26 protein-coding genes and 1 tRNA gene are annotated in these 24,345 nt (G+C 46.2%); 7 read left to right on the forward strand and 20 right to left on the reverse strand.

Annotated features, from left to right (window positions below):
* Window positions 1–281: 281 nt before the first annotated feature.
* Window positions 282–1,043, forward strand: a complete 762-nt coding sequence (locus C1T21_RS08990; RefSeq protein ID WP_103047988.1) for an N-acetylmuramoyl-L-alanine amidase — start codon at window positions 282–284, stop codon at window positions 1,041–1,043.
* On the opposite strand, the gene C1T21_RS08995 is transcribed toward C1T21_RS08990, so the two are convergent.
* From C1T21_RS08995 to C1T21_RS09005, 3 genes are all read right to left on the reverse strand, one after another.
* On the reverse strand, window positions 1,018–1,953 hold the full coding sequence (locus tag C1T21_RS08995; RefSeq protein WP_103047989.1) for a divergent polysaccharide deacetylase family protein: 936 nt from the start codon (window positions 1,951–1,953) through the stop codon (window positions 1,018–1,020). The genes C1T21_RS08990 and C1T21_RS08995 overlap by 26 nt on opposite strands.
* 125 nt (window positions 1,954–2,078) lie before the next feature.
* On the reverse strand, window positions 2,079–2,591 hold the full coding sequence (msrA, locus tag C1T21_RS09000) for a peptide-methionine (S)-S-oxide reductase MsrA (RefSeq protein WP_103047990.1): 513 nt from the start codon (window positions 2,589–2,591) through the stop codon (window positions 2,079–2,081).
* A 279-nt stretch (window positions 2,592–2,870) separates the two neighbouring features.
* Window positions 2,871–2,955 (reverse strand) — tRNA-Leu (locus tag C1T21_RS09005).
* A gap of 222 nt (window positions 2,956–3,177) precedes the next feature.
* On the opposite strand from C1T21_RS09005, the gene C1T21_RS09010 reads away from it, so the two are divergent.
* On the forward strand, window positions 3,178–3,714 hold the full coding sequence (locus C1T21_RS09010) for a YhjD family protein (RefSeq protein WP_103047991.1): 537 nt from the start codon (window positions 3,178–3,180) through the stop codon (window positions 3,712–3,714).
* Between the two features lie 142 nt (window positions 3,715–3,856).
* On the opposite strand, the gene C1T21_RS09015 is transcribed toward C1T21_RS09010, so the two are convergent.
* The 5 genes from C1T21_RS09015 to C1T21_RS09035 form a co-directional block, all read right to left on the reverse strand.
* On the reverse strand, window positions 3,857–4,186 hold the full coding sequence (locus C1T21_RS09015) for a carboxymuconolactone decarboxylase family protein (protein ID WP_103047992.1): 330 nt from the start codon (window positions 4,184–4,186) through the stop codon (window positions 3,857–3,859).
* A 117-nt stretch (window positions 4,187–4,303) separates the two neighbouring features.
* Entirely contained in the window at window positions 4,304–4,525 is a 222-nt protein-coding gene (locus C1T21_RS09020) for a hypothetical protein (protein WP_103047993.1), read from the reverse strand.
* A gap of 140 nt (window positions 4,526–4,665) precedes the next feature.
* Complete coding sequence (locus C1T21_RS09025) at window positions 4,666–5,010, reverse strand: hypothetical protein (RefSeq protein ID WP_007429850.1); 345 nt, start codon at window positions 5,008–5,010, stop codon at window positions 4,666–4,668.
* Between the two features lie 101 nt (window positions 5,011–5,111).
* Complete coding sequence (locus C1T21_RS09030; protein ID WP_013309742.1) at window positions 5,112–5,684, reverse strand: xanthine phosphoribosyltransferase; 573 nt, start codon at window positions 5,682–5,684, stop codon at window positions 5,112–5,114.
* Window positions 5,685–5,768: 84 nt separating this feature from the next.
* On the reverse strand, window positions 5,769–6,374 hold the full coding sequence (locus C1T21_RS09035; protein WP_103047994.1) for a DedA family protein: 606 nt from the start codon (window positions 6,372–6,374) through the stop codon (window positions 5,769–5,771).
* Between the two features lie 140 nt (window positions 6,375–6,514).
* On the opposite strand from C1T21_RS09035, the gene C1T21_RS09040 reads away from it, so the two are divergent.
* Window positions 6,515–7,621 (forward strand): YkvI family membrane protein, encoded by a 1,107-nt coding sequence (locus tag C1T21_RS09040; RefSeq protein ID WP_025720072.1) that lies wholly within the window; start codon window positions 6,515–6,517, stop codon window positions 7,619–7,621.
* Here C1T21_RS09040 and C1T21_RS09045 read toward each other — a convergent pair.
* Entirely contained in the window at window positions 7,618–8,742 is a 1,125-nt protein-coding gene (locus C1T21_RS09045) for a glycosyltransferase family 4 protein (RefSeq protein ID WP_103047995.1), read from the reverse strand. The two genes, C1T21_RS09040 and C1T21_RS09045, sit on opposite strands and share 4 nt — an antisense overlap.
* A gap of 206 nt (window positions 8,743–8,948) precedes the next feature.
* Between C1T21_RS09045 and C1T21_RS09050 the strand changes: the two genes are divergently transcribed.
* On the forward strand, window positions 8,949–10,130 hold the full coding sequence (locus C1T21_RS09050) for a GGDEF domain-containing protein (RefSeq protein ID WP_103047996.1): 1,182 nt from the start codon (window positions 8,949–8,951) through the stop codon (window positions 10,128–10,130).
* Window positions 10,131–10,255: 125 nt separating this feature from the next.
* Here C1T21_RS09050 and C1T21_RS09055 read toward each other — a convergent pair whose 3' ends face one another.
* Window positions 10,256–11,038, reverse strand: coding sequence for a pseudouridine synthase (locus C1T21_RS09055; RefSeq protein ID WP_103047997.1), 783 nt, complete (start codon window positions 11,036–11,038; stop codon window positions 10,256–10,258).
* Window positions 11,035–12,699 carry an RsmB/NOP family class I SAM-dependent RNA methyltransferase gene (locus C1T21_RS09060; RefSeq protein WP_103047998.1) on the reverse strand — a complete coding sequence of 555 codons (1,665 nt, stop codon included), beginning with the start codon at window positions 12,697–12,699 and terminating at the stop codon, window positions 11,035–11,037. The genes C1T21_RS09055 and C1T21_RS09060 overlap by 4 nt, the downstream gene beginning before the upstream one ends.
* A gap of 163 nt (window positions 12,700–12,862) precedes the next feature.
* Between C1T21_RS09060 and C1T21_RS09065 the strand changes: the two genes are divergently transcribed.
* Entirely contained in the window at window positions 12,863–13,390 is a 528-nt protein-coding gene (locus C1T21_RS09065) for a thioredoxin family protein (RefSeq protein WP_013309735.1), read from the forward strand.
* 84 nt (window positions 13,391–13,474) lie between these two features.
* On the opposite strand, the gene C1T21_RS09070 is transcribed toward C1T21_RS09065, so the two are convergent.
* The 3 genes from C1T21_RS09070 to C1T21_RS09080 are packed head-to-tail and all read right to left on the reverse strand — an operon-like array spanning window position 13,475 to window position 15,986.
* Window positions 13,475–14,044, reverse strand: a complete 570-nt coding sequence (locus tag C1T21_RS09070; RefSeq protein WP_103047999.1) for a DUF309 domain-containing protein — start codon at window positions 14,042–14,044, stop codon at window positions 13,475–13,477.
* On the reverse strand, window positions 14,045–14,857 hold the full coding sequence (gene yjbM, locus C1T21_RS09075) for a GTP diphosphokinase (protein ID WP_023988035.1): 813 nt from the start codon (window positions 14,855–14,857) through the stop codon (window positions 14,045–14,047).
* A 34-nt stretch (window positions 14,858–14,891) separates the two neighbouring features.
* Window positions 14,892–15,986: a quinone-dependent dihydroorotate dehydrogenase gene (locus tag C1T21_RS09080; RefSeq protein ID WP_103048000.1), complete on the reverse strand. Its 1,095-nt coding sequence runs from the start codon at window positions 15,984–15,986 to the stop codon at window positions 14,892–14,894.
* A gap of 218 nt (window positions 15,987–16,204) precedes the next feature.
* Here C1T21_RS09080 and C1T21_RS27290 point away from each other — a divergent pair, with 218 nt between their 5' ends.
* Window positions 16,205–16,351: a hypothetical protein gene (locus C1T21_RS27290; protein WP_023988033.1), complete on the forward strand. Its 147-nt coding sequence runs from the start codon at window positions 16,205–16,207 to the stop codon at window positions 16,349–16,351.
* A 27-nt stretch (window positions 16,352–16,378) separates the two neighbouring features.
* Here the strand turns inward: C1T21_RS27290 and C1T21_RS09085 are convergent, their stop codons facing one another.
* The 3 genes from C1T21_RS09085 to C1T21_RS09095 all read right to left on the reverse strand — a co-directional run bounded on the left by C1T21_RS09085 (window position 16,379) and on the right by C1T21_RS09095 (window position 19,756).
* Window positions 16,379–17,803 (reverse strand): L,D-transpeptidase, encoded by a 1,425-nt coding sequence (locus C1T21_RS09085; protein WP_103048001.1) that lies wholly within the window; start codon window positions 17,801–17,803, stop codon window positions 16,379–16,381.
* 268 nt (window positions 17,804–18,071) lie between these two features.
* Window positions 18,072–18,314, reverse strand: a complete 243-nt coding sequence (locus tag C1T21_RS09090) for a ferredoxin (RefSeq protein ID WP_013309730.1) — start codon at window positions 18,312–18,314, stop codon at window positions 18,072–18,074.
* A 161-nt stretch (window positions 18,315–18,475) separates the two neighbouring features.
* Window positions 18,476–19,756 (reverse strand): DNA polymerase IV, encoded by a 1,281-nt coding sequence (locus C1T21_RS09095; RefSeq protein WP_103048002.1) that lies wholly within the window; start codon window positions 19,754–19,756, stop codon window positions 18,476–18,478.
* A 293-nt stretch (window positions 19,757–20,049) separates the two neighbouring features.
* On the opposite strand from C1T21_RS09095, the gene cimA reads away from it, so the two are divergent.
* Window positions 20,050–21,666 (forward strand): citramalate synthase, encoded by a 1,617-nt coding sequence (cimA, locus tag C1T21_RS09100; RefSeq protein ID WP_103048003.1) that lies wholly within the window; start codon window positions 20,050–20,052, stop codon window positions 21,664–21,666.
* Between the two features lie 39 nt (window positions 21,667–21,705).
* Here the strand turns inward: cimA and C1T21_RS09105 are convergent, their stop codons facing one another.
* The 3 genes from C1T21_RS09105 to C1T21_RS09115 form a co-directional block, all read right to left on the reverse strand.
* Entirely contained in the window at window positions 21,706–22,350 is a 645-nt protein-coding gene (locus C1T21_RS09105; protein WP_103048004.1) for a TlpA family protein disulfide reductase, read from the reverse strand.
* Between the two features lie 170 nt (window positions 22,351–22,520).
* Window positions 22,521–23,258: an exonuclease domain-containing protein gene (locus C1T21_RS09110; protein WP_061828597.1), complete on the reverse strand. Its 738-nt coding sequence runs from the start codon at window positions 23,256–23,258 to the stop codon at window positions 22,521–22,523.
* Window positions 23,255–24,337: a DUF294 nucleotidyltransferase-like domain-containing protein gene (locus tag C1T21_RS09115; RefSeq protein WP_103048005.1), complete on the reverse strand. Its 1,083-nt coding sequence runs from the start codon at window positions 24,335–24,337 to the stop codon at window positions 23,255–23,257. The genes C1T21_RS09110 and C1T21_RS09115 overlap by 4 nt, the downstream gene beginning before the upstream one ends.
* Window positions 24,338–24,345 lie beyond the last annotated feature (8 nt).

A 24,345-nucleotide genomic window follows, 5' to 3' on the forward strand; every position in this document is an offset into this window, starting at 1 on the left:
CCTCCTCCAATCTGCGCCTATTATTTCCATTTACGTTGCTTGGAAATATCGGATTCACACGTTAGGTGCAGATAAAACTAGCTTGCTCATTTTCCAAAAGGTCTAACCCCTGTGGGAATAACTATGCATGGTTTCCCTTAAATGGAACATACTATCTTCAACATAACAGTTATCCCAAGGCTAATTGTCATATTTGAAGGCAGCTACGCTGCTTTAGGTTTGATGCTTGTTATGCATGGTTTTTCAGTAAATAATCAATTCGTCCATTGGAGGAATAGAATGTGAGCAAAAAAAAGTTAAACAAAATATGGCTGACAGGGCTGGGGTTAAGTCTATGCATCCTTTGCAGTGCTGTATTTGCCCCGTTTACCTATATAGCTGCTCAGCCCGACGAGAAAAGTAACGAACCGAACAAGTATACAGAGGGTCCACCCAACGTACATTCGTCCTATCACGCTTTTGCCAAGCCCGTTGTCCTGATTGATGTAGGCCATGGCGGTGTGGATGGTGGAACAAGTCATAAAGGAATTTTGGAAAAAGATATTAATCTCGCCATTGCTCAAAAGCTGTACTTGATTTTACGCTCCCAGGGATATCCTGCTGTCCTGAATCGGGACAAGGACTACGCACTGAGTGACGACAACCGTTGGCTGCAGTCCAAATCCCGGCACCTTAAAGACCTCGCCCAACGGAAAAGCCTAACAGAACAACTGCCCACCGCTTTGGTTGTAAGCCTGCATGTCAATTGGAACAAACGTGCCGAAAAACGGGGACCCATTGTACTGTATCAGGATGAAGGCAGCAGCTATCTGTTAGCTGAACGGATTCAGCATTCATTAAACCGCTTATTTTGCATGAATAGAAAAACAGTGTACGGAAAGCCCTTTTATCTTTTGAATAAAATTCAGCATCCTGCTGTAATTGTAGAAACTGGATTTATCAGTAACGAACAGGACAGAGCTATGCTTTCCGAGGATCGTGGTCAAAAAAGCGTTGCCGAAGCTATTGCCGAAGGCATTATTGCGCATCTGACGGCATGGTAGTGTTGGTGGCTGGGTCTCCCGTCCATCCCCATACAGCTCGTACCAAATCGCTAATACCCACAAATTTGGCGTGCTCCTTTAGCTTGGGAACCGACGAATGAAGAGCGGAGGATGTGTACATACCAGACACGCCGACGTGCCCAATCGTTACGCAGGTGTTGTGCTCATCCAGCCATTCAACCACTTTTGTAAGTTGGCGATTCACATGGGCGAGGTTATGGACATCATCCAGAAAAACATCATTTCGTACTGGTGGCATTCCCTTTTTAGCGGCAAGCTCAGGGACCACTGACCAATAATTAGTACGGCTATCGACAAAAAATAGTCCATGCTCCTTACAAACATCAAGAACAATGGACATAATGCGCTTATCCGAAGTGACCTTGGAACCCATGTGGTTGTTCATCCCTATCGCATAAGGAACATCCTTAATGGCTGCTGTCACCTTCGCACGTACTTCTTCATCCGTCATATTAGCCTTAATTGCTCCAGGCCCAAGCCATTCGGGCTTCCCCTGCTTTGGCTCCATTGGAAGATGGACGATGACATCATGACCGCGCTTATGCGCTTCCATAGCGTCCTGCTTGGTTGTAGGCAGGAAGGGCATCACAGCAACGGTAATCTTAACGGGTAAATTTAAAATTTGCTCAGTTCCTTTCATATTGTTTCCCAGATCGTCAATAATGACAGCAACCATCCTTTGCGGCTCGTCCTGTTTGTCTATTGCTTCTGCAACACCAGTACTACAGACCATGAATAACATGCATACCGAAATACAGAGTACTATGGTTCTTCGCATTTTGGAGCTTGAATGGAATACAGGTACATAAGCTGGCTCTTTCCGAGCGCGAGATTCCTTTAAAGCCTTTTTTATTATATTTCTCATGTGCAGCTTCCGTCGTGTACTCATTGCGGGTCAGCCTCCTTCTCTGTCCCTTCATTGTGTGAGTAACGTCGTCTAAATATGTATAAGGCAGATCCATGGAATAATCCCTGATCTGCCTTATCGTGCGTAGAAACGTATGTTAAAGCTGCTTACCAGTTCTTATTAATAAATTCATCACGACCTGATTGGGCCCGATCTTCCTTATAGTGCTTCACGTTTTTCTTGTGGTAATCCTGATGATAATCCTCTGCAGGATAAAAAATTGAAGCAGGAAGAATCTCCGTTACAATTGGCTTATCAAAACGTCCACTTTGTGCCAACTGCTCCTTGGACTGTTGTGCAAGCTCACGTTGCTGCTCTGTATGATAAAAAATTGCGGGTTTATACTGTGTACCCCGGTCCTGAAATTGACCTTCCCCGTCGGTAGGATCTGTTTGCGGCCAATATAATTCGAGCAGCTTTTCATAAGGAAACAGCTCAGGCTCAAAAGTAATCTGCACCACCTCGTAGTGACCTGTGTTTCCTGTTTTAACCTGCTCGTAGGTCGGATTGGGAATCGTTCCTCCAGTGTATCCTGACACAATGCCATGAATGCCCGGCTGCTCCTCAAACGGAGTCACCATACACCAGAAGCATCCACCTGCAAACGTTGCTTTCTCCATCGTACATCCAACCTTTCAATAACTTCATCATAAAGTGCGTTATTTTCTATCATATCTTAAAAGATAGCCTTATAAAAAAATTGTTTATGAACTTGAGGATTTTGCAAAAATCCCACCTAAAAGAAATCAAGTAATTTGTCAGAATCCGTTATGGAAATCCATAGTTTGTGTGAAGACAAGAAACGTGTTCAGCTTAAACTATGAGCAAATCCCCGGAAATATAAGAAAAAGGTCTCTAAAACTGCTACAAGAGCAATTCTATAGACCTTTTCTAATGGATGCGGTCGAGAGGACTCGAACCTCCACGGGGGGTTAGCCCACACGGACCTGAACCGTGCGCGTCTGCCAATTCCGCCACGACCGCATATAAGTTGTCGTTTATCCTCAAAAGATCAATCTTTCTTGGCGACAAGATAGATCATACCATGCTCATATCAAGATGTCAAACCTTTTATGTTTGTTAATTTTCTCTTGATAAAAAAGGAATAATAAACTAAAATGGGAACATAGGTTCTAGATAACAAAGGTTCCTTTTCTTCAATCGGTTATGAATTATCTTCACATTTTCCTAAGGCGGTGAATGGTAATGATCTCTTTAGAAACTACTCAGCATGAATGGTCTCTTGTGAAAAGTTATCTGCTCCTTACCTTTATTCAAAAAGTATTTGAGCGGGACAGCCTAATTCTTGAAGAAAGCGGTATGCTGAAAACCCCTGATCTTTATGTCGAATTGGTTAACGCAGGTGTAGATCGTACCGGGATCCTGCTGTCTGAAATAAAACATGAATTTAATAAATATCACATTCATGTTCTGGACATACAACAAAACCACTCCGGCGTTCACGCCACCTATATAAGTAAAGGCAATAAAGAGCAGTTCAGTATGGCAATGCCAGCATTCCGTAAAGAAATGTATGAGCGGATGCGAGCATATTTGGGGCTCTCAACCTCTATGCCCCATACAGCTGCCCTTCCTTTACTTGAGAAACATCGCCCCGAATTATCAAACAATTCAACTTCCAAACCCCTACGCATCGTTGAACGAAGTTTGGTTACATCCTCTTTGGCCTATAAGCGTAAAACGTCTCGCCCTGCTGCTTTTGCCGCAAGCAGAAGAGCATAATCCCCGCACAACAAACATGCAAAAGAAAGGAGCGTCCGCAGACACCAACTGTGCTCGGAAGCTCCTTTCCATAACCATCAGATACCCAAATCGATCTATATTCGCTATGACGAAATATAAGCATATCCATTAATGATTCGCTTTATTGCAACGCCCTCTGTACACGCGTAACCCCTTGACTTAGAGCATGTCCTCCACCTACCGCTGCGGCTACAGCAATGGTCTCCATAATTTCCTGATCACTGGCTCCTTTGGACCGCGCCTCGTCCACGTGATAAAACGTGCATACTTCATTGTTGGCAAATAAGCCAATGCCTAGCGCAATCAGTTGCTTGGTTTTCTCATCTAAGCTGCCGGCTTGAAAGCACTCTCCGGTAAAGCGATGATATGCATGAACTACCTCGGGCAACTGATCTTCCAAATGGCTGATTTGATCCTTGTATGCATGTACTTTTTCGTCCATAACCGTCATTGACACAGCACGTCCTCTCTGTTGGATTTTCCTTCATTACTGTGTCCGATTTAGAGTTTCTGTATGCCTAATGAATCACCCAGTTATTTTTATCCAACACCCATTTGGAGCCCATTCCTAATCCAGATCTATCGGATTATGACGCGGCTCGCTAAACGACTGGTATGTATAGCTGCGATCCAACTTGACCACACGTCGATTCTGGCGGCGAATAAGCACCTGTTCATCATCCCATGCGAGTACAATGCCCACAACATCGTTGGACTCCAATCCATCGCGTACGACACGCACCTTTTCACCGGAGATTCGATAAGCATCCAATTCTTCGTCCATAATCATCCTTGTCCCCTCCTTATCCACTTTTTTAACATAACGATCATGGTTCTATATACATGAAAAAAGTTTAAAAAGAGACCTAAACGAATCATTTAGGTCTCTTTCCTCTTACTACTTATATGGATTGCCAACAGAGCGACAAATTATCCCGACTGATTTACACTGTGATCATGTTCTTTTGTATCGTTCTTCTCGTACCAGAAGTCCAGCACTTGTGCAGACAACACTCGCTGATCTACATACTCCACTTGGTGAGCAGTAAATTCTTCTTTCCAAGAGAAGGACAATTCTTCGCATAGGTTAACCAACGTCAACAACTCAGACCAGGCCACATAGCGTTTATACCAAAAAAACTGAGGATGTTCAATCATATAGGGATACAAATCGTCGAATTCCGTATGCTTACAATCCAAGGCACGCTCAAAGTGTACTTTAGCCGCTGCCAGTTTTTCCAGAAAAAACTGTTCGGTCAATTGTTCTTTCCCCATGTTGCTGCCTCCTCTCCAAAACCTTATCTATATTATAAGCGAAATTGAAGCTCATGCAAAGGTTATTATTAGAAATAAGGATCAGGAGTTTTGAATTGTTACTATTCAGCAAACTCAATCTTGCCGTCAGCTAACGACGAAATTTTGACCAATGACTCTACACGAATACCCTGCTCACGGATGGTTCTCGCTCCGGCCTGAAAGCTTTTTTCCACCGCGACACCAAATCCAACCAACTCCGCTCCAGAGCGTTGAATGATTTTAACCATACCTCGCGCCGCATCACCATTAGCAATAATATCATCAATGAACAGAACACGGTCATCTTCGTGAATAAATTGACGAGACAGCATAATATCCGTAACAATACCTTTTGTAAACGAAGGTACGCGTTCACACAGCGCGTCTGGATCAGCTAATAGGGTCTTTTTACGACGAGCAAATACCAACGGTACACCCAATTCCAATGCTGTCGCAAACCCGATGGCAATGCCTGAGGACTCCACGGTCACTACTCTGGTAATCTTCTCTTCTCGGAAACGTGCTGCAAACTCTCGTCCCATTGCCATTGTCAGTTCTGGATCAACCTGGTGATTAAGCAAACCATCCAGCTTCAGCACCTGATCTGATGCAATCACGCCTTCATTTAAAATTCGTTTCTTTAATACTTCCATTACATGACCTCCCACGGCAATCCTATGCGGTAAAAGTACCATACTTCACCCGCCGCTTTCAAGCTATAGCTGCTTTCCATGCAGTCATGTGACATTTTTTTTACGCTTGTTCCAGAACCATGCGGTGATTCCTCCCACAACGATTATAAGAATAACGACTAGCCCTACCTGATGCGTTACCTTCTCCATTAGCTTCGCCACCTGCTCCCAATGCATGCCCACCGCATGTCCAATCCCCAAAAATGTACCGCACCACAGCAAAGCTCCTGCTGATGCATAACTGATATAGCGAAAAACGCCTAGACGGGTTGTACCTGCTAGATATGAGGATACATGTCTCAAGCCGGGGACAAAATATCCGAACAGGATTCCCCAGGTACCATAGCGCCCAAACCAATTTTCAGAAGAGGCAATCCTAGAAGGCGTAAGCCTCACCCATTTTCCGTATCGATGCAAAAGTGGTTTGCCCAACAGACGCCCCAGTGTGTAGCTAAGCATCATACCCGTCATACTACCGAAAAATGTGACTGCCAGTGCAGCAATGAAGTTGTAGTGCCCTTGAGACACGAGCCCGCCGAAGGCGATCATTAGCACTTCGTCGGGTATCGGCATACCCGCTACTCCAAGTGCAAGCAAGCCGAACATTGCCAAATATCCGTATTCCAGTATCCATGCAAGGATTTGACCCATAAATTACGCTCCCGTCAAGCTATTCATTAATTCACTTTAATTATTTTCAGTCTCATCCAGTCATGTCCTATTTCAGTTGAACATAGTTTGTATTATATGCTCGCTGCAGCGTTATTCAAGCAGGCAAGGAGGGACTGGGGATGAAACGTAATATTCATGTTTTTCAGATTGCTTTTACATACATCGGTACAATTGTCGGTGCCGGATTTGCTACCGGACAAGAAATTCTGCAATTTTTTACGCAGTATGGCCGTTGGGCTACACTCACTATTATGCTATCCACAATCATATTTGTATGGTTGGGTACGAAAATGATGCTGATCGCCCATGATATTTCAGCCAAATCCTACGAGGACCTGAACAAACATCTTTTTGGCGCCAATGCCGGGAAATGGATTAGCTGGTTCACACTCATCGTGCTGGTTGGCGTAAACAGTGTCATGCTGGCAGGAGCCGGCTCTGTTTTTGTAGAGCACCTTCACCTGCATTACCAAACCGGACTGCTTATTACACTGATTGGAACTTATTTGCTGCTAAGTAAAGGCATTAAAGCCATCTTGCACATGAACACCGTGGTTGTCCCTTTGATGATCATCATGTCTCTTCTGCTCGTTCACAGCACGCTCTCCATGCCCAATCCTCAGAGTTTTATTACGAATACGACAGATCACAGTACATTTCGAACCTTGCTCTCTCCACTGCTGTACACGTCCTTCAACCTAACTATGGCCCAAGCCGTGCTTGTACCCCTTGGCAGCCAAACCTTTTCCCGAAGAACCATCCGCTGGGGCGGAGTTTTGGGCGGAATTGGTGTCGGGTTTATGCTGATGGCTGCACACTTTGCCATGTCAGCACATATGCCGGGTATTCAGCAATTTGAAATCCCTATGGGAAGCATTGCTTACCGTCTGGGTGCCTTTGTCGAAATCATATACATTCTACTCATTTTCATGGAAATCTTCAGTACCTTTGTAGCCGACATTTATGGAGTCAGTCTGCAAATTCGTCAGCATGTCCAAATTTCGCCCAAGCTCATCACACTATTCATTATGCTCACCTGTTTTTTAATCAGTCAGTTCGGCTTCAGTTCACTGTTATCTGTCCTTTATCCTATTTTCGGAATGCTCAGTCTGATGTGGGTTAGTAAACTGATCATAGCAGGACGCGGGAGACCTTTCCGTTCCTCACGTCCTCGCTCCAGCTTTCGGCATTCCGATTCCAAACCAGGTGATACTCGTCATGGTTAATGTGGAAATTTCAAATACATTTTCTTCAACTCGTTAACCGCCCGACTTAAAGAATAGCTTGATTTAGCCTTATCGCAGGCAGATCTAGCCAACTCGTAACGATAGGCAGGGTCAGCAATGACCTTCTCTAATGCGTCTGCCAGTGCCCTCGGATTGTCGGGTGGCACGAGCAGGCCATTTACCCCATCCTCAATCTGCTCCGGTATTCCTCCCACTTCTGTACCTACCAATGCCAGACAACTCAACGCTGCTTCCGCAAATACCGAACCAAAGGCCTCCGCCCGAGAAGGCAAAACAAATACATCAAAGAAAGGCATAAACTCTTCTGGATGAAGGGTATATCCATAAAAAATCGTCTCATGGTATATATCGAGCTGTCGCGCCATCTCTTCCAGCTCAGGGCGAACCGGACCGTCTCCAATAATATGGAGCACAAATTCCAGATTTCTTTTTTTAAGTTCAGCACAGGCCCGCAATAAAATATCCAGTCCTTTCGCCGGAACAAGGCGGCAAACGGTTATGAGCTGCGTCACTTCATTTTCGTGTGGAATGGGCTTGAAGCGCTTCTCATCATATCCATTCGGAATGACTACTATGTCTTGCGGATTCTGAACGTAAGGAGTTAAGTAATGCTGAAAAGAATGAGATACCGCTATCAGGCGATCCGCCTTCTGCTCCATTTCTCCATACAGTGACACCAAGAATTGGTGTTCAGGCCCGTTCTCCTCTATTTTCCCGTTTAGAATTAACTCCTTCTCATAGGAAGAGTGAATCGTCTGTACGAGCGGAATGTCAGGAAAAACAGTTTTCATGGCGATTCCCGCAATCGGATGATGAGCATGAATGAGGTCATAGGGCTTCTGAATACGAAGCCGGGTCCACCACAAATAGTCACGGTACGTCTGAATATATTTTTGTACGATTGGATATTGTTCATATCTCGTCCAGTCAAAGGTGTCAAAAGTTACTTCGTCCCTACCCTTGTTACGAATCCGTTTAGGGATTGAAAATAGCTCCATTTCCCAACGGGGGGATGTAAATCGCTCTTGCAGATATGGAATCATGGATGAAACGCCTCCCGGTTGCTCGGGTGGGAAAAAGAGAGCCTGTAGCAATTTCATGACGTGCTTCCCCTTTCAAGCATTAAACTGCCCGGATCACAGATTGTATGTATAGGTTTCCGGATTTTCTGAAAGATGATATATTGAGAATAAATGTTAGTCACAAAAGAAAATTATAACATTTTAAATAGGATAAATCCTGTCTATTGTATCGGAACGATATCAACCGTTCAATAGATTGACTATTTTTGCAAATGGAGTCGGTGATGTTGACGTTGTTGTCCTTATCGGGAACCTTGGGTTTCCCATCTCTGGCCGGGGCCGTAAGTGCAGCCTGCGGTTTGTATATTATACTCATGATGGCACTGATGTGCGTGATCATATATAGCAGACAACGAAAAAAAGCCTATATCCTTTTTTCGGTTGCCGCTATTATTATTATGACATATGAAGCCATGAATCTCTATTCAGCAGGTGGAGGCAAGATGCAACTCCAAGGAATCGTGTGGAAAAATGTGCTGGAGGCGTCTGCCTTCGTGCTCATCAATGCCGCCGTATTTCAACTCTACCGGAAGCTGAAACGTGTGCAGACATGGACCTTGCTGCTGCTGGGTGCGTTATTGATATTGCCGGTTATTGCCTGGACTGCAGGTTTGTTGCCCGCTTGGATCAGCGCAGCGAAACTAGTTGGGTTCACTCTGTTTTATCGAGTACTGGTACTTATGCTGAGCCTTGTGTTCATCACCCCACGAATCGGACAGCCAAAGAAGTATGTAGCGGGCTTATCCATGTATTTGCTCTGGCTCGGCTATTTGTGGCTGCGAAATGACATCCCTGAAGAAGCTGGAAGATCAAACACAGTCCTATATATGTCATTTTTACCATTGCTGTACTACACTACGTTATTCCTCATCCTGTTTGAACGGATTGTGGAGCTGCTCCAAAGGATTTACCGTTCTTCCATCACCGATGGCCTGACAGGGCTATATAACCGTAAATATTTTTCGGGACGACTACGGCGATATATGGATCAAGGAATCCGCGTGTCGGTCATTTTTTGCGATATTGACAATTTCAAAAAGCTGAATGATACGCAGGGCCATGCTCGTGCGGATGAAGTACTCAAACAGGTGGCACAGATTATGGAGGATGAACTGGATGAAATCGGACTGACCGGACGATACGGTGGCGAGGAACTGGTCGCAATGGTTGTGGATCGACGGGCCAAGGTTGGACATGTCGCAGAACGTATCCGCGGGCGGGTCGCGGAAGAAAGCATTGTCACAATCAGTGTCGGACACAGTACAGTGAAGAAGGAAATGAACCCGGATGAACTGGTCAAGCAGGCCGATCAAGCGATGTACATATCCAAAACGACAGGTAAAAACAAGGTTACAGCTTATACAGCAGCCGAAGTGAAAAAAAGTCGGGCAGCACGCGCACAATAATTCGTAAACTGCGATTCAGTGTTGAAGTTGAGTTTGAATAATTCTCTGTCTGGTTATCTATTATCATAAAATGACGCACAGGAATCTCATAAGAGCCTGTGCGTCTTTATATTATAATCTGCCTATCAAACTTCTGACGTTGCAGATGCTATATCCCGGCCGATCCATGCCAGTTCTTCACTAGTCAGCTCTCGATAGCTGCCCAGTGGAAGCTGTTCATCCAGCTTCAATGGGCCCATGGCCGTTCTTTTCAAATAGGTCACCTTTTTACCAACCGCCTCGAACATACGCTTCACTTGATGAAACTTACCCTCATGGATTACAAGCGAAATATAGGAAATGACTTCTCCATCTGCCTGATACGGATGTTCGTGGCGAAGAATGGTCAACTGCGCGGGAAGGGTAACATACCCATCATCCAGTTCCACTCCTGCCGTAAATTGATAAATATCCTCCTCCGTGACATGACCCGACACGGTAGCCTCATACGTTTTAGGGACATGCCGCCGTGGAGAAAGTAGTTCGTGCGCTAGCTTACCGTCGTTGGTCAATAACAATAGTCCTTCTGTATCTTTATCTAAGCGTCCTACTGGAAAAGGCTCAAAATGTCGTTCCTCCGCACTCAGCAAATCCAGTACCGTCCGCTCCCTTGTATCTTCGGTTGCAGATATAACGCCCGGTGGCTTGTGCAGCATAATGTAAATATACTCCCGAAAAACAACACGTTCCCCGTTCACTTCAATCTGATCCTGGTATGGATGAACCTGTAAGCCGCTATCTTTGGTGGTCCTCCCGTTTACCGTGATTATCCCTTGCTTCACCTGTCGCTTAATATCACTACGGGAGCCATATCCCATATGGGTTAAAACTTTATCCAAACGTTGCGTTTGTCTACCTTTTCCACTCATACCGATGTCCACCTCCAACCTGTAGGGTATTCATTTTTGAGCATGCCGTCCTGCCATTTGCCCCACCCAGCCGAATAACCATCAATGCACACGAGAGTATAGCCTTTGGGCTGGACTTCGTTCCGCAGTGCCATTCTCTCAACGGGGATGGACAAGGTCTCCCCTTTTAAATACCGGATGGCCTCAGCATCTGAACTTGAGAGATTGATGCTTCTAGCTGCCTCTGAAGGGCGTAATGCCACCGCCAGCGGGTGTGAAGGCACAAAGCGACCATTCTTGTCGGTACCCATAAACCAGCCTGGTCGCACCACCTTAAGGCCGTTCAAACGATGGGATGCCAATGGCGACTGATAAATACGATCTCCGTAGACCACCGTATAGCCTGTAAAGGACACCTCCAGCTGCTCCTTCACAAATTGGTGATAGGACTCCAGCACATCCTGTGGGGAACGTGCAGCGGATTTTACATTTTCTTTGCCGGAACGAAACTTATTGCCACCCAAGCCGCGCGCGGACTTTCCTTTACCGAAATTCCCGTCCATTCCTTTTCCACTTCGTTTAGGCTCACCAGTCGCATGTCTTCCTTGACCGCTTGGTGTCAGTGCTTCCTTGACGGACAAAAACTGCTTCTTCCGTGGATACGCTGCATCTATGTTCAATGCCCTGTCATTCTTGCCCTCAAATGGAGGCAAATCCCCGGATTCAGTGTGATCTTCTGTCCCAGTGATAAGACCACCCTGGTGTTGCAACACAGCGATAAAATGGCCTTCTCCCTCTACGAGATGCGGCCAAAGGCGTGCTGTTCCCCACAGTTCGGGGTGTGATGCCGCGACCTCTTCACTCATCCATTCCGGATGGCCTGGTGCAAAACCTGCTTCCGATGGAACAGGGACTACGTCAAAATCGGGATGAGCCTCCAGAAATTCTGCGATCATTCCTTCATTTTCTTCTGGCGCAAAGGTGCAGGTCGAATAGACAATTCTCCCTCCTGTGCTCAGCATCGAGGCCGCTACACGCAAAATGTCCCGTTGCATGACTACACATTTATCCACCGAATGCGTTTCCCATTGTTTTGCCATATCCTCATCTTTGCGGAACATACCTTCTCCCGAGCAAGGTGCGTCAATTAGTATCTTGTCAAAAAAATGAGGAAAGGCATCGGCGATTCGATCCGGGCTTTCATTCAATACTACAGCATTACGTACACCGTACAATTCCACATTTTTAGCCAACGCTTTGGTTCGGTCAGCGCTAATATCATTTGTCACCAATACGCCGCTTCCTTGTAGTTTGGCAGCTATTTGGGTCGATTTCCCGCCCGGTGCAGCGCACAAGTCCAATACGGCTTCATCTTGAACTACATTGAGCAGTTCAACTGGAGACATTGCACTCGGTTCCTGTATATAGTACAGTCCCGCATGGTAGTAAGGATGTAGCCCCGGCTTCGTACCGTGCGGAATGTAAAAACCCGTGGCACACCATGGAATCGGCCGCAGTTCGAACGGAGAACGTTCCTTAAAGTCCTCCACCGGAATTTTTAACGTATTGACGCGAATCCCGGCATGGGGCGTGTGGTCATAGGCGGTCATAAATGCTTCAAATTCGTCGCCGAGCAGTTGCTCCATGCGCTTTACAAATGCTGTGGGGAGCTGTACACCCATAATCGTAATCATCCTGTCCTTTTAAAATAAATTTTATTGTACCATATTCAACCTGTTATCCTGCAATATCGGTGTGATTTACAAACTTTCACTACAAGCTGTAATGTTGTATAATAATGAGATTCATAGCTACATATTTTGAATTTTGATAGGAGAGATTGCATTGAACGCACAAAAATCCAACAAAAAAAAGCTTATACCTGTCATCGGCTTTTTTGTTGTGCTGGTCATTTTGCTTGGAGTGCTGCTCGCTTTAAATTCAGGCACTAAAAACAAGCTGTACGGCGTTTCCACAGCCTCGTTAAATCCTGCTACTCAAGAGCTACTAAATGACCCGAACTATCAGCAAATTATTAAGCCGGAAGATCTACAGAGCAAAATTGACAAAAAGGAAAACTTTTTCGTCTATCATTTCGCGTCCGACTGTGTGCATTGCCGCGCCACTACTCCTAAGCTCTTGCCTTTGAGCAAGCAGGAGAACATCACGATGCACGAATTTAACCTGCGTGAGTATGAGGATGGCTGGGACAAGTATAAGATTGAGTATACCCCTACGCTCATTTATTACGAAAAAGGCGTGGAAAAGGAACGTATGGTAGGCGGGTTGAAGGAAAGTCCTTCGGACAATGGGTACACACTCGACGATTTCAAAGCCTTCTTTGAGAAATATAAAAAGAACGTAACCTCCTAGTCAAACGTTCACACACCTGAAACGATAAAGCAGCCCGATCCTCATGAAACGGATCGGGCTGCTTGCTTATCATACGCTTCAAAATCAAGGCGCATCCTTCGTTTCCGCCGAGACAGAGCCTGGGCCGTCAGCGGCCTGTCTTCGCCTAATTGAAGCTTCCAGCGCCTGCTGACGCTGCTCATGCTTTTCCCCACGCCGAGGACCTCTCTGCTGCGGGATGTTAACTGGAATGGACGACGATGCCTTCTCCACGGCCCGGTGCAGCCCAGGCTCGACGATTTCAATCGTCAAATCCCGATAAACCGGAGATTGGTGCTGAAACTCTTCCGTGCCGGTCATAACAGCTTCAGCAAGCTGCCGGGCGCAAACGCGCGCCTCGTCCACCAGCTTCGCCATATTAATGCCCAGCGCCTGCGAAGGAGCATGCTCCAGCCGGTGGACCGCACTATCCAGCATCATATGTCCACCACGATAGTTACCATTCCGAAAATGATACAGTCCTACAGCAACTTGCAGCAAACCTTTATATACAGGGTCACGGTCCAGCTTAAGCCACAGCTCTTCCAGTACCTCATGACATTCAAAGTAATCCCGATCCCGATTGAAGTATACCAAATAAGTCACATATAGCGGTTCGTAGGAAAGGTTTGCCATTTAATACTCATCCCTGTCTTCTTCCTTGGTAGAGGCTTCTAGCATCTCTTTGACCTCATCGTGAAGCAGCTTGATTCCTTCCATGTCGTGCCGCTCCCACAGTTCATTAAACCTGCGCTGCGCATCAATCGTTTCACTAATCTTATGGTAGAAATACAAGCGGTGCATACCTGTTAGCACTTTGGATACGATATTGGCTTCGTCCTCGAACTTTTTCTGCGCTTCCAATATTTCAAGACGCATGGAAGACATCTCATTATCCAATACAAAGGCTGCCTCAGCTGCCTTTTTCAATCGTGTGCGCATATTATCAGGCAAGCTTTCACGATACTTATAGCTAAGAGAATGCTCTATGGTTGCCCAAAAATTCATAGCCAAAGTACGGATTTGAATTTCTGCCAGCACAATTTTCAGCCCTACTGCTGTCTGAACCGGATACTCCACAATCATATGAAAGCTACGATAGCCGCTGTCTTTATAATTGGTGATATAGTCCTTTTCATACAGTACGGTCAAATCCTTACGTCTTCTGATATATTCGGCCACCCGCCGAATATCCTCTACAAATTGACACATAATGCGAATGCCTGCAATATCCTCGATTCCCGTCTCCAGCTGATCAGAAGGAACCTGTAATCTCTTCGCCTTATCGAGGATGCTTGATATTTTTTTAACCCGTCCGGTTACGAATTCGATAGGAGCGTATTCCTCGCGCTTTTTCAGCTCCGCACGCATTGTTTTGAACTTGACCTTAAGCTCTTCCACCGCCTGATCGTATGGCAGTAAAAATGTTCCCCAGTCTCTTCCGTCCATCCCCGTACCTCCTGTCTCTTCCGACAACACTTTTTTATCTGTGATCTGCACCAACAGCCTCGGTAATGTGCCTAAAGCCGTCCTTTCGAAGCAGCTCGCGCAGTCCAGCATGTATAGCCCTATTTACTTCCGGCCCTTCGTAGATCAATGCTGTATAAATTTCAATCAGGCTTGCGCCTGCTTTAATTTTGTCATAGGCATCACGACTCGTGAAGATGCCGCCTGATCCGATAATAGGCAGCTTCCCTTCCGTCTGGCGGTACACCCGTCCGATGACCTCTGTGGAACGGTCACGCAGCGGCTTACCACTCAGCCCTCCTGTTTCACTCGCATTCCGGTGCGTCAGACCAGCTCTGGATATTGTTGTATTGGTCGCAATAATGCCGTCTACTCCACTGGCAGCAATCGCATCTGTCATATATTCCAATTCCTCATCCGATACATCAGGCGCAATTTTAACCAGTACAGACTTGGCTTTGCCATACTTTTTCGCCTGAACCCCCATCTCAGCCCGAACCGCTTCCAATAGCGACTTCAGTTCATTACCATGCTGGAGCTTTCGTAAATCCGGCGTATTCGGCGAACTAATATTCACTACAAAGAAGTCCGCGTAAGGATACAGTGCGGAAATACACTTTTCATAGTCCTTATGAGCATCCTCATTGGGCGTAATTTTATTTTTGCCGATATTGACAGCGACCGGGACAGGTCGATGTTTGAGTGCGGCCAGACGTTTGACCATGCTCTCAGCACCCAGATTGTTAAAGCCCATCCGATTGACTAATGCCTCATCGGGAGGCAGTCGGAACAAACGTGGCCGATCGTTACCGGGCTGTCCCACAGGTGTCACCGTTCCCACTTCCATAAATCCAAACCCGATGGAAGAAAAACCAGTAACCGCTTCTGCATTTTTATCCAGTCCTGCAGCCAGTCCAATCGGGTTGGGAAAATGAATGCCAAACAGATCAACGGCAAGATCCTCCGTTTCCTTGACTCCGTACATCCCTCGCAGTGTCGCTGCTCCACCAGGGAGTGAGCCCGCATGTTTTAAGCCGTCAATGACTACATGATGGGCCGTCTCTGGACTCATTTTAAAAAAAACAGGTTTCGCAATCCTTCGATACAACACGATTCATCCACTCCGTTCTATGCCCTTGCACAATCCTAAAAAAACATCTCTACAAAATAGTTTAGCTTTTTCCATACCAAAAAGAAAGTAATTTGCAAGGTGTAGCTTCAGAACAATTCAGTTGCCATGGAGATGTCATTGAAAATGTATAATCAAACCATTTACAATGGACATAGTAAGACAAGACCTTAGCCCGTTAGAAAAGAGGGATTGCTGATATGAAGACCAAGCGCAAGCCGCCCAGTCTGCAAAAGAAAAAGGATGAGGTGAACAAGAAAGCGATTGTATGGACCGCCGTCAGCTTTGTTCTCCTCATCATTGTGATTATTCTGGTCATTGTTTTAGCACAAGCAGGAAATCGTTAAACACCAAGTAGCAATAGCATCAAAACTTTAATTTAGCCAGTGATAGGTTTTGCGGGGATTCGTCTGGTCATGCTGCGGCTCACTTGTAAATCGAGAATCAGGCACAAGCACTTGATCAGGCAATCCCCCGTTACCAATGACTACCTTCGTACCCGAAGGTACGAGTGCAAACAATTCCTCCACATCCTCTTTACCCATTCGGACGCAACCCAACGACTCATTTTTGCCAATGCTATCCGGCTCGTTCGTGCCATGAATGGCATAATTCGTTGCAGACAGTTGCATTCCACGGCTACCAAACTCACCGTTGGATTTGCCGTTCGGATTTACTACTTTATCGGTAATCACAAACTTCCCTTCTGGTGTTCTTTCTCCACCCAAACCGATAGGATAATTTCGAATAAGTACATTGCCACTTACCAGGGCGAGCCTGTGCTTAGATTTGTCCACCACAATTCGCAACGGTTGCCCCAGAAAAGGTCGTCCGTGCAATGACGACGCCAGTAATGGACTGCTTTCGGCCGACGAGTCAGCGTCTAAATCTACTGCCTTCCCTGTTCCCTGTCCAGGTGAAGCAAGTAAATTACGCATAGGTGTAAAAGCCTTCTTCATCCCGTCTGTCGTACCGTACATCGTGTTAGCTGGAAAGTCTCGAGTCAGTTCATCAAGACTCTGGGGAAGACGTTGATGCTGTGAGCGAAAAGCACGCATGGAGCTATTCAACACAGCTAATTCCTCCTGTCCAGCAGCCCATTTTAGACCTGCTTTGCGAAGATTTTCACTGTCTGGCGGCTTGCAAGCACACGCAGCGGCGTCGTAAGACTGAACAGCTAATCCACCGTTTCCTTTGTTCTGTACACTAAGTAATGGCTTCATACCCTCTCTCCAGAGCAGCCACGAGCCCCCTTGCTCCATGCCCAATAATGTAGTCTTGGACGGCAGTCGGCTAGTCTTAGCCAACAAATCAGTAAGCCCCGTTCCAACTCCACTCCCTTTTCGAGCTTGAGCCGTAAACACACCACCAACCACACCGATCTGGGTCATCTCCTTCGGATCAGCAGTGGCCACTTTCGTAACTTCAATATTATCAATTGTTGCCTGCTCAGTCCCGGATGGAAAAGATGCATTTTCATTTGAAGGTCTCGGTGAATTGGCTGAAGGAACCCATATGAGCAGTAGTACCATTAACGCAGTTAACAGGTGGCGTGTTCGAGCCGTCCTTCGCTCCTTCTCCTTGGACATCTGAACCAGTTTATCCTGATATTCCATCCATACGTCTGCCGGAATCTGTTTATGCTCGAAGGCTTCGAACACTTCTCCTGCGCGATTAAAGCAATAATTTGCTTTGCCCTCCTGACCGCTGCTCTCATACTCTTTGCCGAGTAAATACCAGGCCATTTTATTATCAGGGTGTTTTTTTACATACGATTTAAGATGAGGCGAATGGTTCATCGGATCCTCCTGATCGTGTAATCTTGCATACTTCCTATTATGTATATCGGTAAAAATAGACTCGATGGACAGCACATAAGAAAAACGTCTATCGACGTACTTTCACGGAAGCTAGACCGCGCTTGGCAGAAGTTTTTCTTGCGATTATAGAATAGTTCACCTCCGCTGAACCATTCTATAATCTAAAAAAAACAGCACCGACAGCTTACTCTCACCGTTATACGGCGAAGGGAGCTGTCGGTGCTGTGCCTATCAAAGAAGCCTACGCTTAACCTTCTTTATTGAACGGCTCGTCTGCTACTTTGATGGAATCTGTAGGGCAACCATCGCAAGCATCCTGCATATCATCAAACAAATCTTCTGAGATTGCCTTGATGCCTTGGTTTGCATCCCCTTCAAAGATCACTTCTGCCAAACCTTCATCATCATAATCATAAATGTCTGGTGCTGTAGCGCCACAGGCTCCGCAAGCAATGCATGTATCTTTTTCTACCCAAGTGTATTTAGCCATAACTTTTCTCTTCCTCCTATACAATCAAACAAACCAGCTTTTACATTCTATTCACATATTAATACAAACCCAATATTATTACAAATTATTTTCCTTTATCCTTCGTGTAAAAAATGCTTATAACGTAAGCTTGTGATGCTTGCAATAATCTACCCAAAAGTTCACTCCGGAGTTGGTAGATTGTCTTTTTGCAGCGAAGTTCCGCGCAACTTGGAGTTGCGAAGAAGTACCGAAGGATCATCTCCCAGCATTCCAGCGGTCAAAATTGCATTTTCACCAAACTTATCGCGCAGTGCATCCATCGTCTTCAATAAGCTTTCTTTCTTAGGCTGATCCTGGTATTCAAATAGATCCATTTGAACGGCGGCTTCCTCCTTTGGAATGAGCTGCTGTAGCGTAATCCCCAGCAAGCGCACAGGCTTATCTTCTCCCCAATGGCGACGATACAACGCACAAGCTTCCTTATATATGTCCTCTGCACTTTCCGTAGGAGTGCTCCTGACTTGAGAACGCGTAAAGGTCTTCATATCCGGCGTCCGAATCGTCAATTGTATACCTCCTGCCAACATACCGTGCCGTCGAAGCCGCCGGGCTACCTGATCACTAATGTTAAGAAGCACCCGTTGGGCTTCTTCCAGCTTTACCACATCCACAGGCAGGGTAGTCGTGTGACCGATGGACTTGTTTGGCTCCCGTTCAGTGCTGACTGGAGAATGGTTAATCCCATTAGCGGCCAATTTTAACCACGAACCCGTCACACCAAATACGCCAACCAGCATATGCTCATCAGCTTTAGCTAGTTGCCCAATGGTGCGAATGTTCATTTGTAGAAGCTTATCTGCCGTTTTGCGACCCACACCAAACAATTGACCACAAGGAAGGTTCCACAAAATGTTGGGTACATCACGCAAACGTAGAACAGAGATCCCGCGTGGTTTTTTCAGATCAGAGGCCATTTTGGCCAGCAACTTGTTGGGAGCAACTCCAATTGAACAGGGCAGGCCCAGCTCGTCTTCTACTCTGCGCTGGATTTCCTCAGCAATTTCCATAGGTGTTCCAAACTGTTTGGAGCCAGAAATATCCAGATAGCACTCATCAATTGAGGTTGCTTCCAGCATAGGCGTATACGAATAGGCAATACTCATAAATGCTTTGGAATAACGACGATACAAGTGAAAATCAGGCTGTATTACGATGAGCTGCGGACAGATCCGACGAGCCTGCTGAACGACCATCCCTGTTGAAATGCCCAATCGTCGAGCTTCATAAGAGCAGGTTACAATTACACCTTTGCGCAGCTCACTACTGCCTGCCACCGCGGTAGGCAGTCCCTTATATTTCTCCGGCTCCTCCGCTGCATGAACGGAACAATAAAATGCATTCATATCCACATGCAGAATAACTCGTCCACCAGCCGGATAATAAGCACTGACATCTTTCATGCTCAACCCTTCTTTTTAACTGTAAATTCACCCGTCATCGCGGGAATATGTGTTTTGATTTTATACTTGAGATACCCTTAAATGCTATTTCTATTTTACATAAAAAATAAAGGTTTTGCGGCTAAAAATGATAATTATATATTACAATTGAAGTCATAAGTTGATATAATCGACTAACATACGAACACGACAAACTAACGCTTTCCTGTTTTTAAGCGTTAAACAACTAAATTAATGTGCTTAAAAAAGCAGAGCATCACCAATCTGAGCAATCCGCAAAGGAGGAGTCCCTCATGTCCACCGCTATTTCTATCTTTGACACAACGCTGCGAGACGGCACTCAAGGAGAAGGAATTAGCTTGTCTGCTGATGACAAATTGAAAATCGCCAAAAAACTCGATGATCTCGGTGTTCATTATATTGAAGGCGGGATTCCCGGAAGCAACAGCAAGGATATCGAATTTTTCAAACGGGTACAAGAACTGGGTCTTCAGGCAAAGATTGTGGCCTTCGGCAGCACGCGCCGCAAAGATAGCATCGCAGCACAGGATGTTAATCTTCAACGAATTCTGGAATCCGGCGCTCAGGCTGCTACACTTGTGGGTAAATCATGGGATTTTCATGTACACACCGCCTTACAGACGACACTGGAGGAAAATCTGTCTATGATTTACGACTCCATCGCCTTTTTAAAGCAAGGGGGCATGGAGGTTATTTTTGATGCCGAACATTTTTTCGACGGATATAAAAACAATCCCGAGTATGCAATGGCCGTTATGAAAAAAGCTGAAGAAGCAGGCGCGGATTGGCTCGTGATGTGCGATACAAACGGCGGTACCCTACCACATGAGATTCAGGAAATTGTCACTATGCTGCAAAGCCAGATAACGAGGTCACAGTTGGGTATTCATACACACAATGACTGCGAATTGGCAGTAGCGAACTCTCTAAGTGCTGTACAAGCAGGCGCAAGGCAGGTTCAGGGTACCATCAACGGCTACGGTGAACGGTGTGGTAACGCTAACCTTTGCTCCGTCATTCCTAATTTGCAGCTCAAGCTGGGCTACGAATGTCTAGATACCGAGAAGTTAAATCAACTCCACAATACAGCCCGCTTTGTAAGCGAAGTCGCCAACGTCAATATGCCTGTGAACCAGCCTTATGTTGGCAATGCAGCTTTTGCCCATAAGGGGGGCATCCACGTGTCAGCCATTCTGCGCGACTCGCGAACTTATGAGCACATTGCTCCTGAACTCGTGGGGAACAAGCAGCGGGTCTTGGTCTCCGAACTGGCCGGACAAAGCAACGTGGTATCCAAAGCGCAAGAGCTGGGCATCACCCTTGACCCATCCAGTGATGAGGCACGTGGCGTAATTAGCCGCATCAAGGAACTGGAGCATCAGGGGTACCAGTTTGAAGGCGCGGATGCTTCGCTGGAACTGCTCATTCGTGAAGCAGGTGGTGAAGTGAAGGAAATGTTCTCTTTTGAGTCCTTCAAAGTGCTGGTAGAGAAAACAGCCGGCCGGCCGGTCGTATCCGAGGCATTTTTGAAACTGAATGTTGCAGGGACGAGTGTCTATACCGCAGCTGAAGGCAACGGCCCTGTTAACGCGCTCGATAACGCACTCCGCAAGGCTCTTTCTCAATATTTCCCTGCCTTGCGTGACATGCATTTGGCTGACTACAAGGTACGTGTGCTTGACGAAAAGGATGCCACTGCCGCCAAGGTACGTGTCCTCATTGAGTCTAAAAATTACGAGGACGTCTGGAGTAACGTAGGTGTATCCGAAAATGTAATTGAAGCCAGCTGGGAAGCTCTCTTGGACAGTTTCCGTTACGCACTGTTGGAAGCACCGACTCCAAAAAACGATCAGGCAGAGCTTACTCATCACGGATTAGTTAATCACTAATCAGGTGCTCGCATGAGCTTATAAGGTGCCTTTGGCGGTCTACTCGGCTCCCAAAGACACCTTCTTTTTTTGAAGATTTTCTATTTTGCGTTCCAACTCCTGCTCACTGAGCATGCCGATTATGATTTCGCGGACCTGTCCATGATGATCAATCATTACATGGGTTGGAAAAGCTACCCCTCCAAATTGTTCAAACAATGCTCCTTGCTCATCAAGTAAAATGGGAAATTGGAGATCCAAAGAGCGGGAAAACTTCTGTACATCCTCCAATCGATCATAGCGAGTTTCATTGATACCATACACATCCACATCATCTTTGTACTTACTATACAACTCATTCAGCATAGGCGCTTCTAATCGGCACGGATCGCACCACGAAGCCCAAAAGCTAATAACCAGAGCTTTATTGCGCGTGGCCCCTACATCGTAGGTCTTGCCGTTTAACCCCTTTAAAATCATAGAAGGAAGCCGTTGACCAGGCTTTATCTTTTTCATTACCTCTACCGCATGTGTTTCAGCCTCTACCTCTTTCTCAGCTTCAAGTCCTTCTCTACCATATCCCTCTTTTAATGGTGCATTTTTCATGGACAGGCTTGCTGCATAAGTTGTGTTTGCAATAACTCCCCATGAAGCCCCAACCACAACCAGCATAACCATCGCTCTGATGAAAAAAAATCTTTTCACAGTCTTATCACCTGTCTTTCATCTAAATGACCCTTACCTTCTCCATAGGATGCCCATACTGTTCCCACCTCTAACCTTCTAAATCTCAACAGGACGCAAAAAAACAGCAAACCCACGAAATCGCGAACTTGCTGTTTTATGTGTATATGAATGCTATGCCTTGTACTGAATCAAGCATGACTTAAATGCGCGTAGACATCTGCCAAATTGGTCACATTACGCTTCAGCATTTCCTGAACATACGCAACCCACAGCTTAGCCGTCATTTTCGCATCCTCTAACGCATGGTGCCGCCCTTCAATCGGAATGGATTGGTAGGTCAACAATTCATCCAAACTGTAGGTTTGATGTTGCTGTGGCTCGAGCCATTTGGCAAGCATCATCGTATCCAGAACACGGTGAGTCAATTGAACTTTAGATGTTTTCCATAACGCAGCATTCAAAAAGGCCTTGTCATGAGCGCTAGCATGTGCCACGAGTACTCGCCCACCTACAAAGGACATAAAGTCGTGCAGTCCATTCATAAGCGGTGGAGCTTCATCCGTCATTTCCCGGGTAATCCCAGTTAGCTCGGTAATGTGCTCAGGAATCACAGTCCGTGGATTGACAAGCGTATAAAACTGTTCTTTTTCCATAATCATGTCCCCGACAACCCGAATCGCCCCGAACGATAAAATCTCATCTCCATGCTGTGCTGAAAATCCCGTTGTCTCCAGATCAAAAACTACCGTCTCCAAACGATCCAGCGGGGTCCGCAATACTTCAGAGCGCCGTTGCTCCCGGGTTAAAGAGCGAATAAAAGCCATCTGCTGAGCCGTAGGAGCCCCCATTACAGATGCAATCGCAGACGGCACTCCTCCTCTGCGGAGAGCGCTCCAGAAGCCACTTCCCTGCGCTGGTTCCTTCATGACCTTCTCCCTTCCATAAATCGCAACTGCCTTTGCAACGCACGATGCAGCCGTCGTACCGTCGAAAGCGCCTCGCGCAACTCATGCCAGCCTTTACTTTGTTTGAGCGGCTTTACAGCCAGGTAGCCATTGCTGACCAGCAATCCATCATTCTCCTTCACTGGCGTAGCCATTCGTAGCTGAAGCGCAATCCGAAAGGCACGCTCGCAAGCGTCGAGTAAAGGCAACGGTGCCGCTTCCAGTGATGCGAGACGACTGAGCCTTTTGAAAGTGGAGGTTTCCTCTACACCATGTTGCAACGCCAAAAAACGGACTGCGTTCACCAGCGGAATGTACAATCCGTATTTTACATCAAAATCGCCCGCATGCTCACCGAAGCGCTCGGTAACGATCTGACCTAAAATATTAAGTGTCGCTTTATGCCTCACCGTGTTCCGAAGTACCGCCGAGGGTAAATCAGGATGTTTTCGGAACAACTCATAAAAACTTCGTTTCCAGTTTGCAGATAATTGCTCATCTCCAGCGATATGCCTCATATCAGACGAGATAATCAGATAACGGATCGGCTCCCAAGCAAAATCATCCGACCATTTTGTTAGCTGTTTTTTCCACTCAGACAATGTTTGGCGCCACAACGGCTCCGAGCACATTACTTTTCCCTCACATTTGGGATATCCCAAATACTCTAACATCGCAGACACTCTGCGACCAAACTCTCTAAAATACAATTCTTTGTCAGCAGATATTATGTCACTGATAATCATACCGTTATCCTGGTCACTCCACAGCGTCGATTCCGAGCGCCCCATGCTTCCGAAGGCTATAAATGCGTAAGGGACGGGAGGAGGGCCGAAGCCATCCTCAACCATCCCTTTTTCGCACATTTGTACAGCTCTGGCCGCGATGCGGTCATGCATTTCATTCGCCGTTTGTAACCAGTCTGATAACGGAGCGGAGGCTTGGGAAGCCAGCAGCCATTTTTGAGAGTCAACCCTGGCCTGCCTTAGCGATTCGGGCGTATCTGCTTGATCAATCGCTTCAGCGGAACTCACCCAAGAGGCCATATTTTGCAGTTCCATACTTCCAT

The organism is Paenibacillus sp. F4, from assembly GCF_002894905.1.
GTDB lineage: Bacteria > Bacillota > Bacilli > Paenibacillales > Paenibacillaceae > Paenibacillus > Paenibacillus polymyxa_B.

Coding starts and splice junctions, on each gene's coding strand:
- C1T21_RS08995 (WP_103047989.1), bottom strand. CDS start 1,953: ATGAGTACACGACGGAAGCTGCACATGAGAAATATAATAAAAAAGGCT.
- msrA (WP_103047990.1), bottom strand. CDS start 2,591: ATGGAGAAAGCAACGTTTGCAGGTGGATGCTTCTGGTGTATGGTGACT.
- C1T21_RS09010 (WP_103047991.1), top strand. CDS start 3,178: ATGATCTCTTTAGAAACTACTCAGCATGAATGGTCTCTTGTGAAAAGT.
- C1T21_RS09015 (WP_103047992.1), bottom strand. CDS start 4,186: ATGACGGTTATGGACGAAAAAGTACATGCATACAAGGATCAAATCAGC.
- C1T21_RS09020 (WP_103047993.1), bottom strand. CDS start 4,525: ATGATTATGGACGAAGAATTGGATGCTTATCGAATCTCCGGTGAAAAG.
- C1T21_RS09025 (WP_007429850.1), bottom strand. CDS start 5,010: ATGGGGAAAGAACAATTGACCGAACAGTTTTTTCTGGAAAAACTGGCA.
- C1T21_RS09030 (WP_013309742.1), bottom strand. CDS start 5,684: ATGGAAGTATTAAAGAAACGAATTTTAAATGAAGGCGTGATTGCATCA.
- C1T21_RS09035 (WP_103047994.1), bottom strand. CDS start 6,374: ATGGGTCAAATCCTTGCATGGATACTGGAATACGGATATTTGGCAATG.
- C1T21_RS09040 (WP_025720072.1), top strand. CDS start 6,515: ATGAAACGTAATATTCATGTTTTTCAGATTGCTTTTACATACATCGGT.
- C1T21_RS09045 (WP_103047995.1), bottom strand. CDS start 8,742: ATGAAATTGCTACAGGCTCTCTTTTTCCCACCCGAGCAACCGGGAGGC.
- C1T21_RS09050 (WP_103047996.1), top strand. CDS start 8,949: ATGTTGACGTTGTTGTCCTTATCGGGAACCTTGGGTTTCCCATCTCTG.
- C1T21_RS09055 (WP_103047997.1), bottom strand. CDS start 11,038: ATGAGTGGAAAAGGTAGACAAACGCAACGTTTGGATAAAGTTTTAACC.
- C1T21_RS09060 (WP_103047998.1), bottom strand. CDS start 12,699: ATGGGTGTACAGCTCCCCACAGCATTTGTAAAGCGCATGGAGCAACTG.
- C1T21_RS09070 (WP_103047999.1), bottom strand. CDS start 14,044: ATGGCAAACCTTTCCTACGAACCGCTATATGTGACTTATTTGGTATAC.
- yjbM (WP_023988035.1), bottom strand. CDS start 14,857: ATGGACGGAAGAGACTGGGGAACATTTTTACTGCCATACGATCAGGCG.
- C1T21_RS27290 (WP_023988033.1), top strand. CDS start 16,205: ATGAAGACCAAGCGCAAGCCGCCCAGTCTGCAAAAGAAAAAGGATGAG.
- C1T21_RS09085 (WP_103048001.1), bottom strand. CDS start 17,803: ATGAACCATTCGCCTCATCTTAAATCGTATGTAAAAAAACACCCTGAT.
- C1T21_RS09090 (WP_013309730.1), bottom strand. CDS start 18,314: ATGGCTAAATACACTTGGGTAGAAAAAGATACATGCATTGCTTGCGGA.
- C1T21_RS09095 (WP_103048002.1), bottom strand. CDS start 19,756: ATGAAAGATGTCAGTGCTTATTATCCGGCTGGTGGACGAGTTATTCTG.
- cimA (WP_103048003.1), top strand. CDS start 20,050: ATGTCCACCGCTATTTCTATCTTTGACACAACGCTGCGAGACGGCACT.
- C1T21_RS09110 (WP_061828597.1), bottom strand. CDS start 23,258: ATGAAGGAACCAGCGCAGGGAAGTGGCTTCTGGAGCGCTCTCCGCAGA.
- C1T21_RS09115 (WP_103048005.1), bottom strand. CDS start 24,337: ATGGAACTGCAAAATATGGCCTCTTGGGTGAGTTCCGCTGAAGCGATT.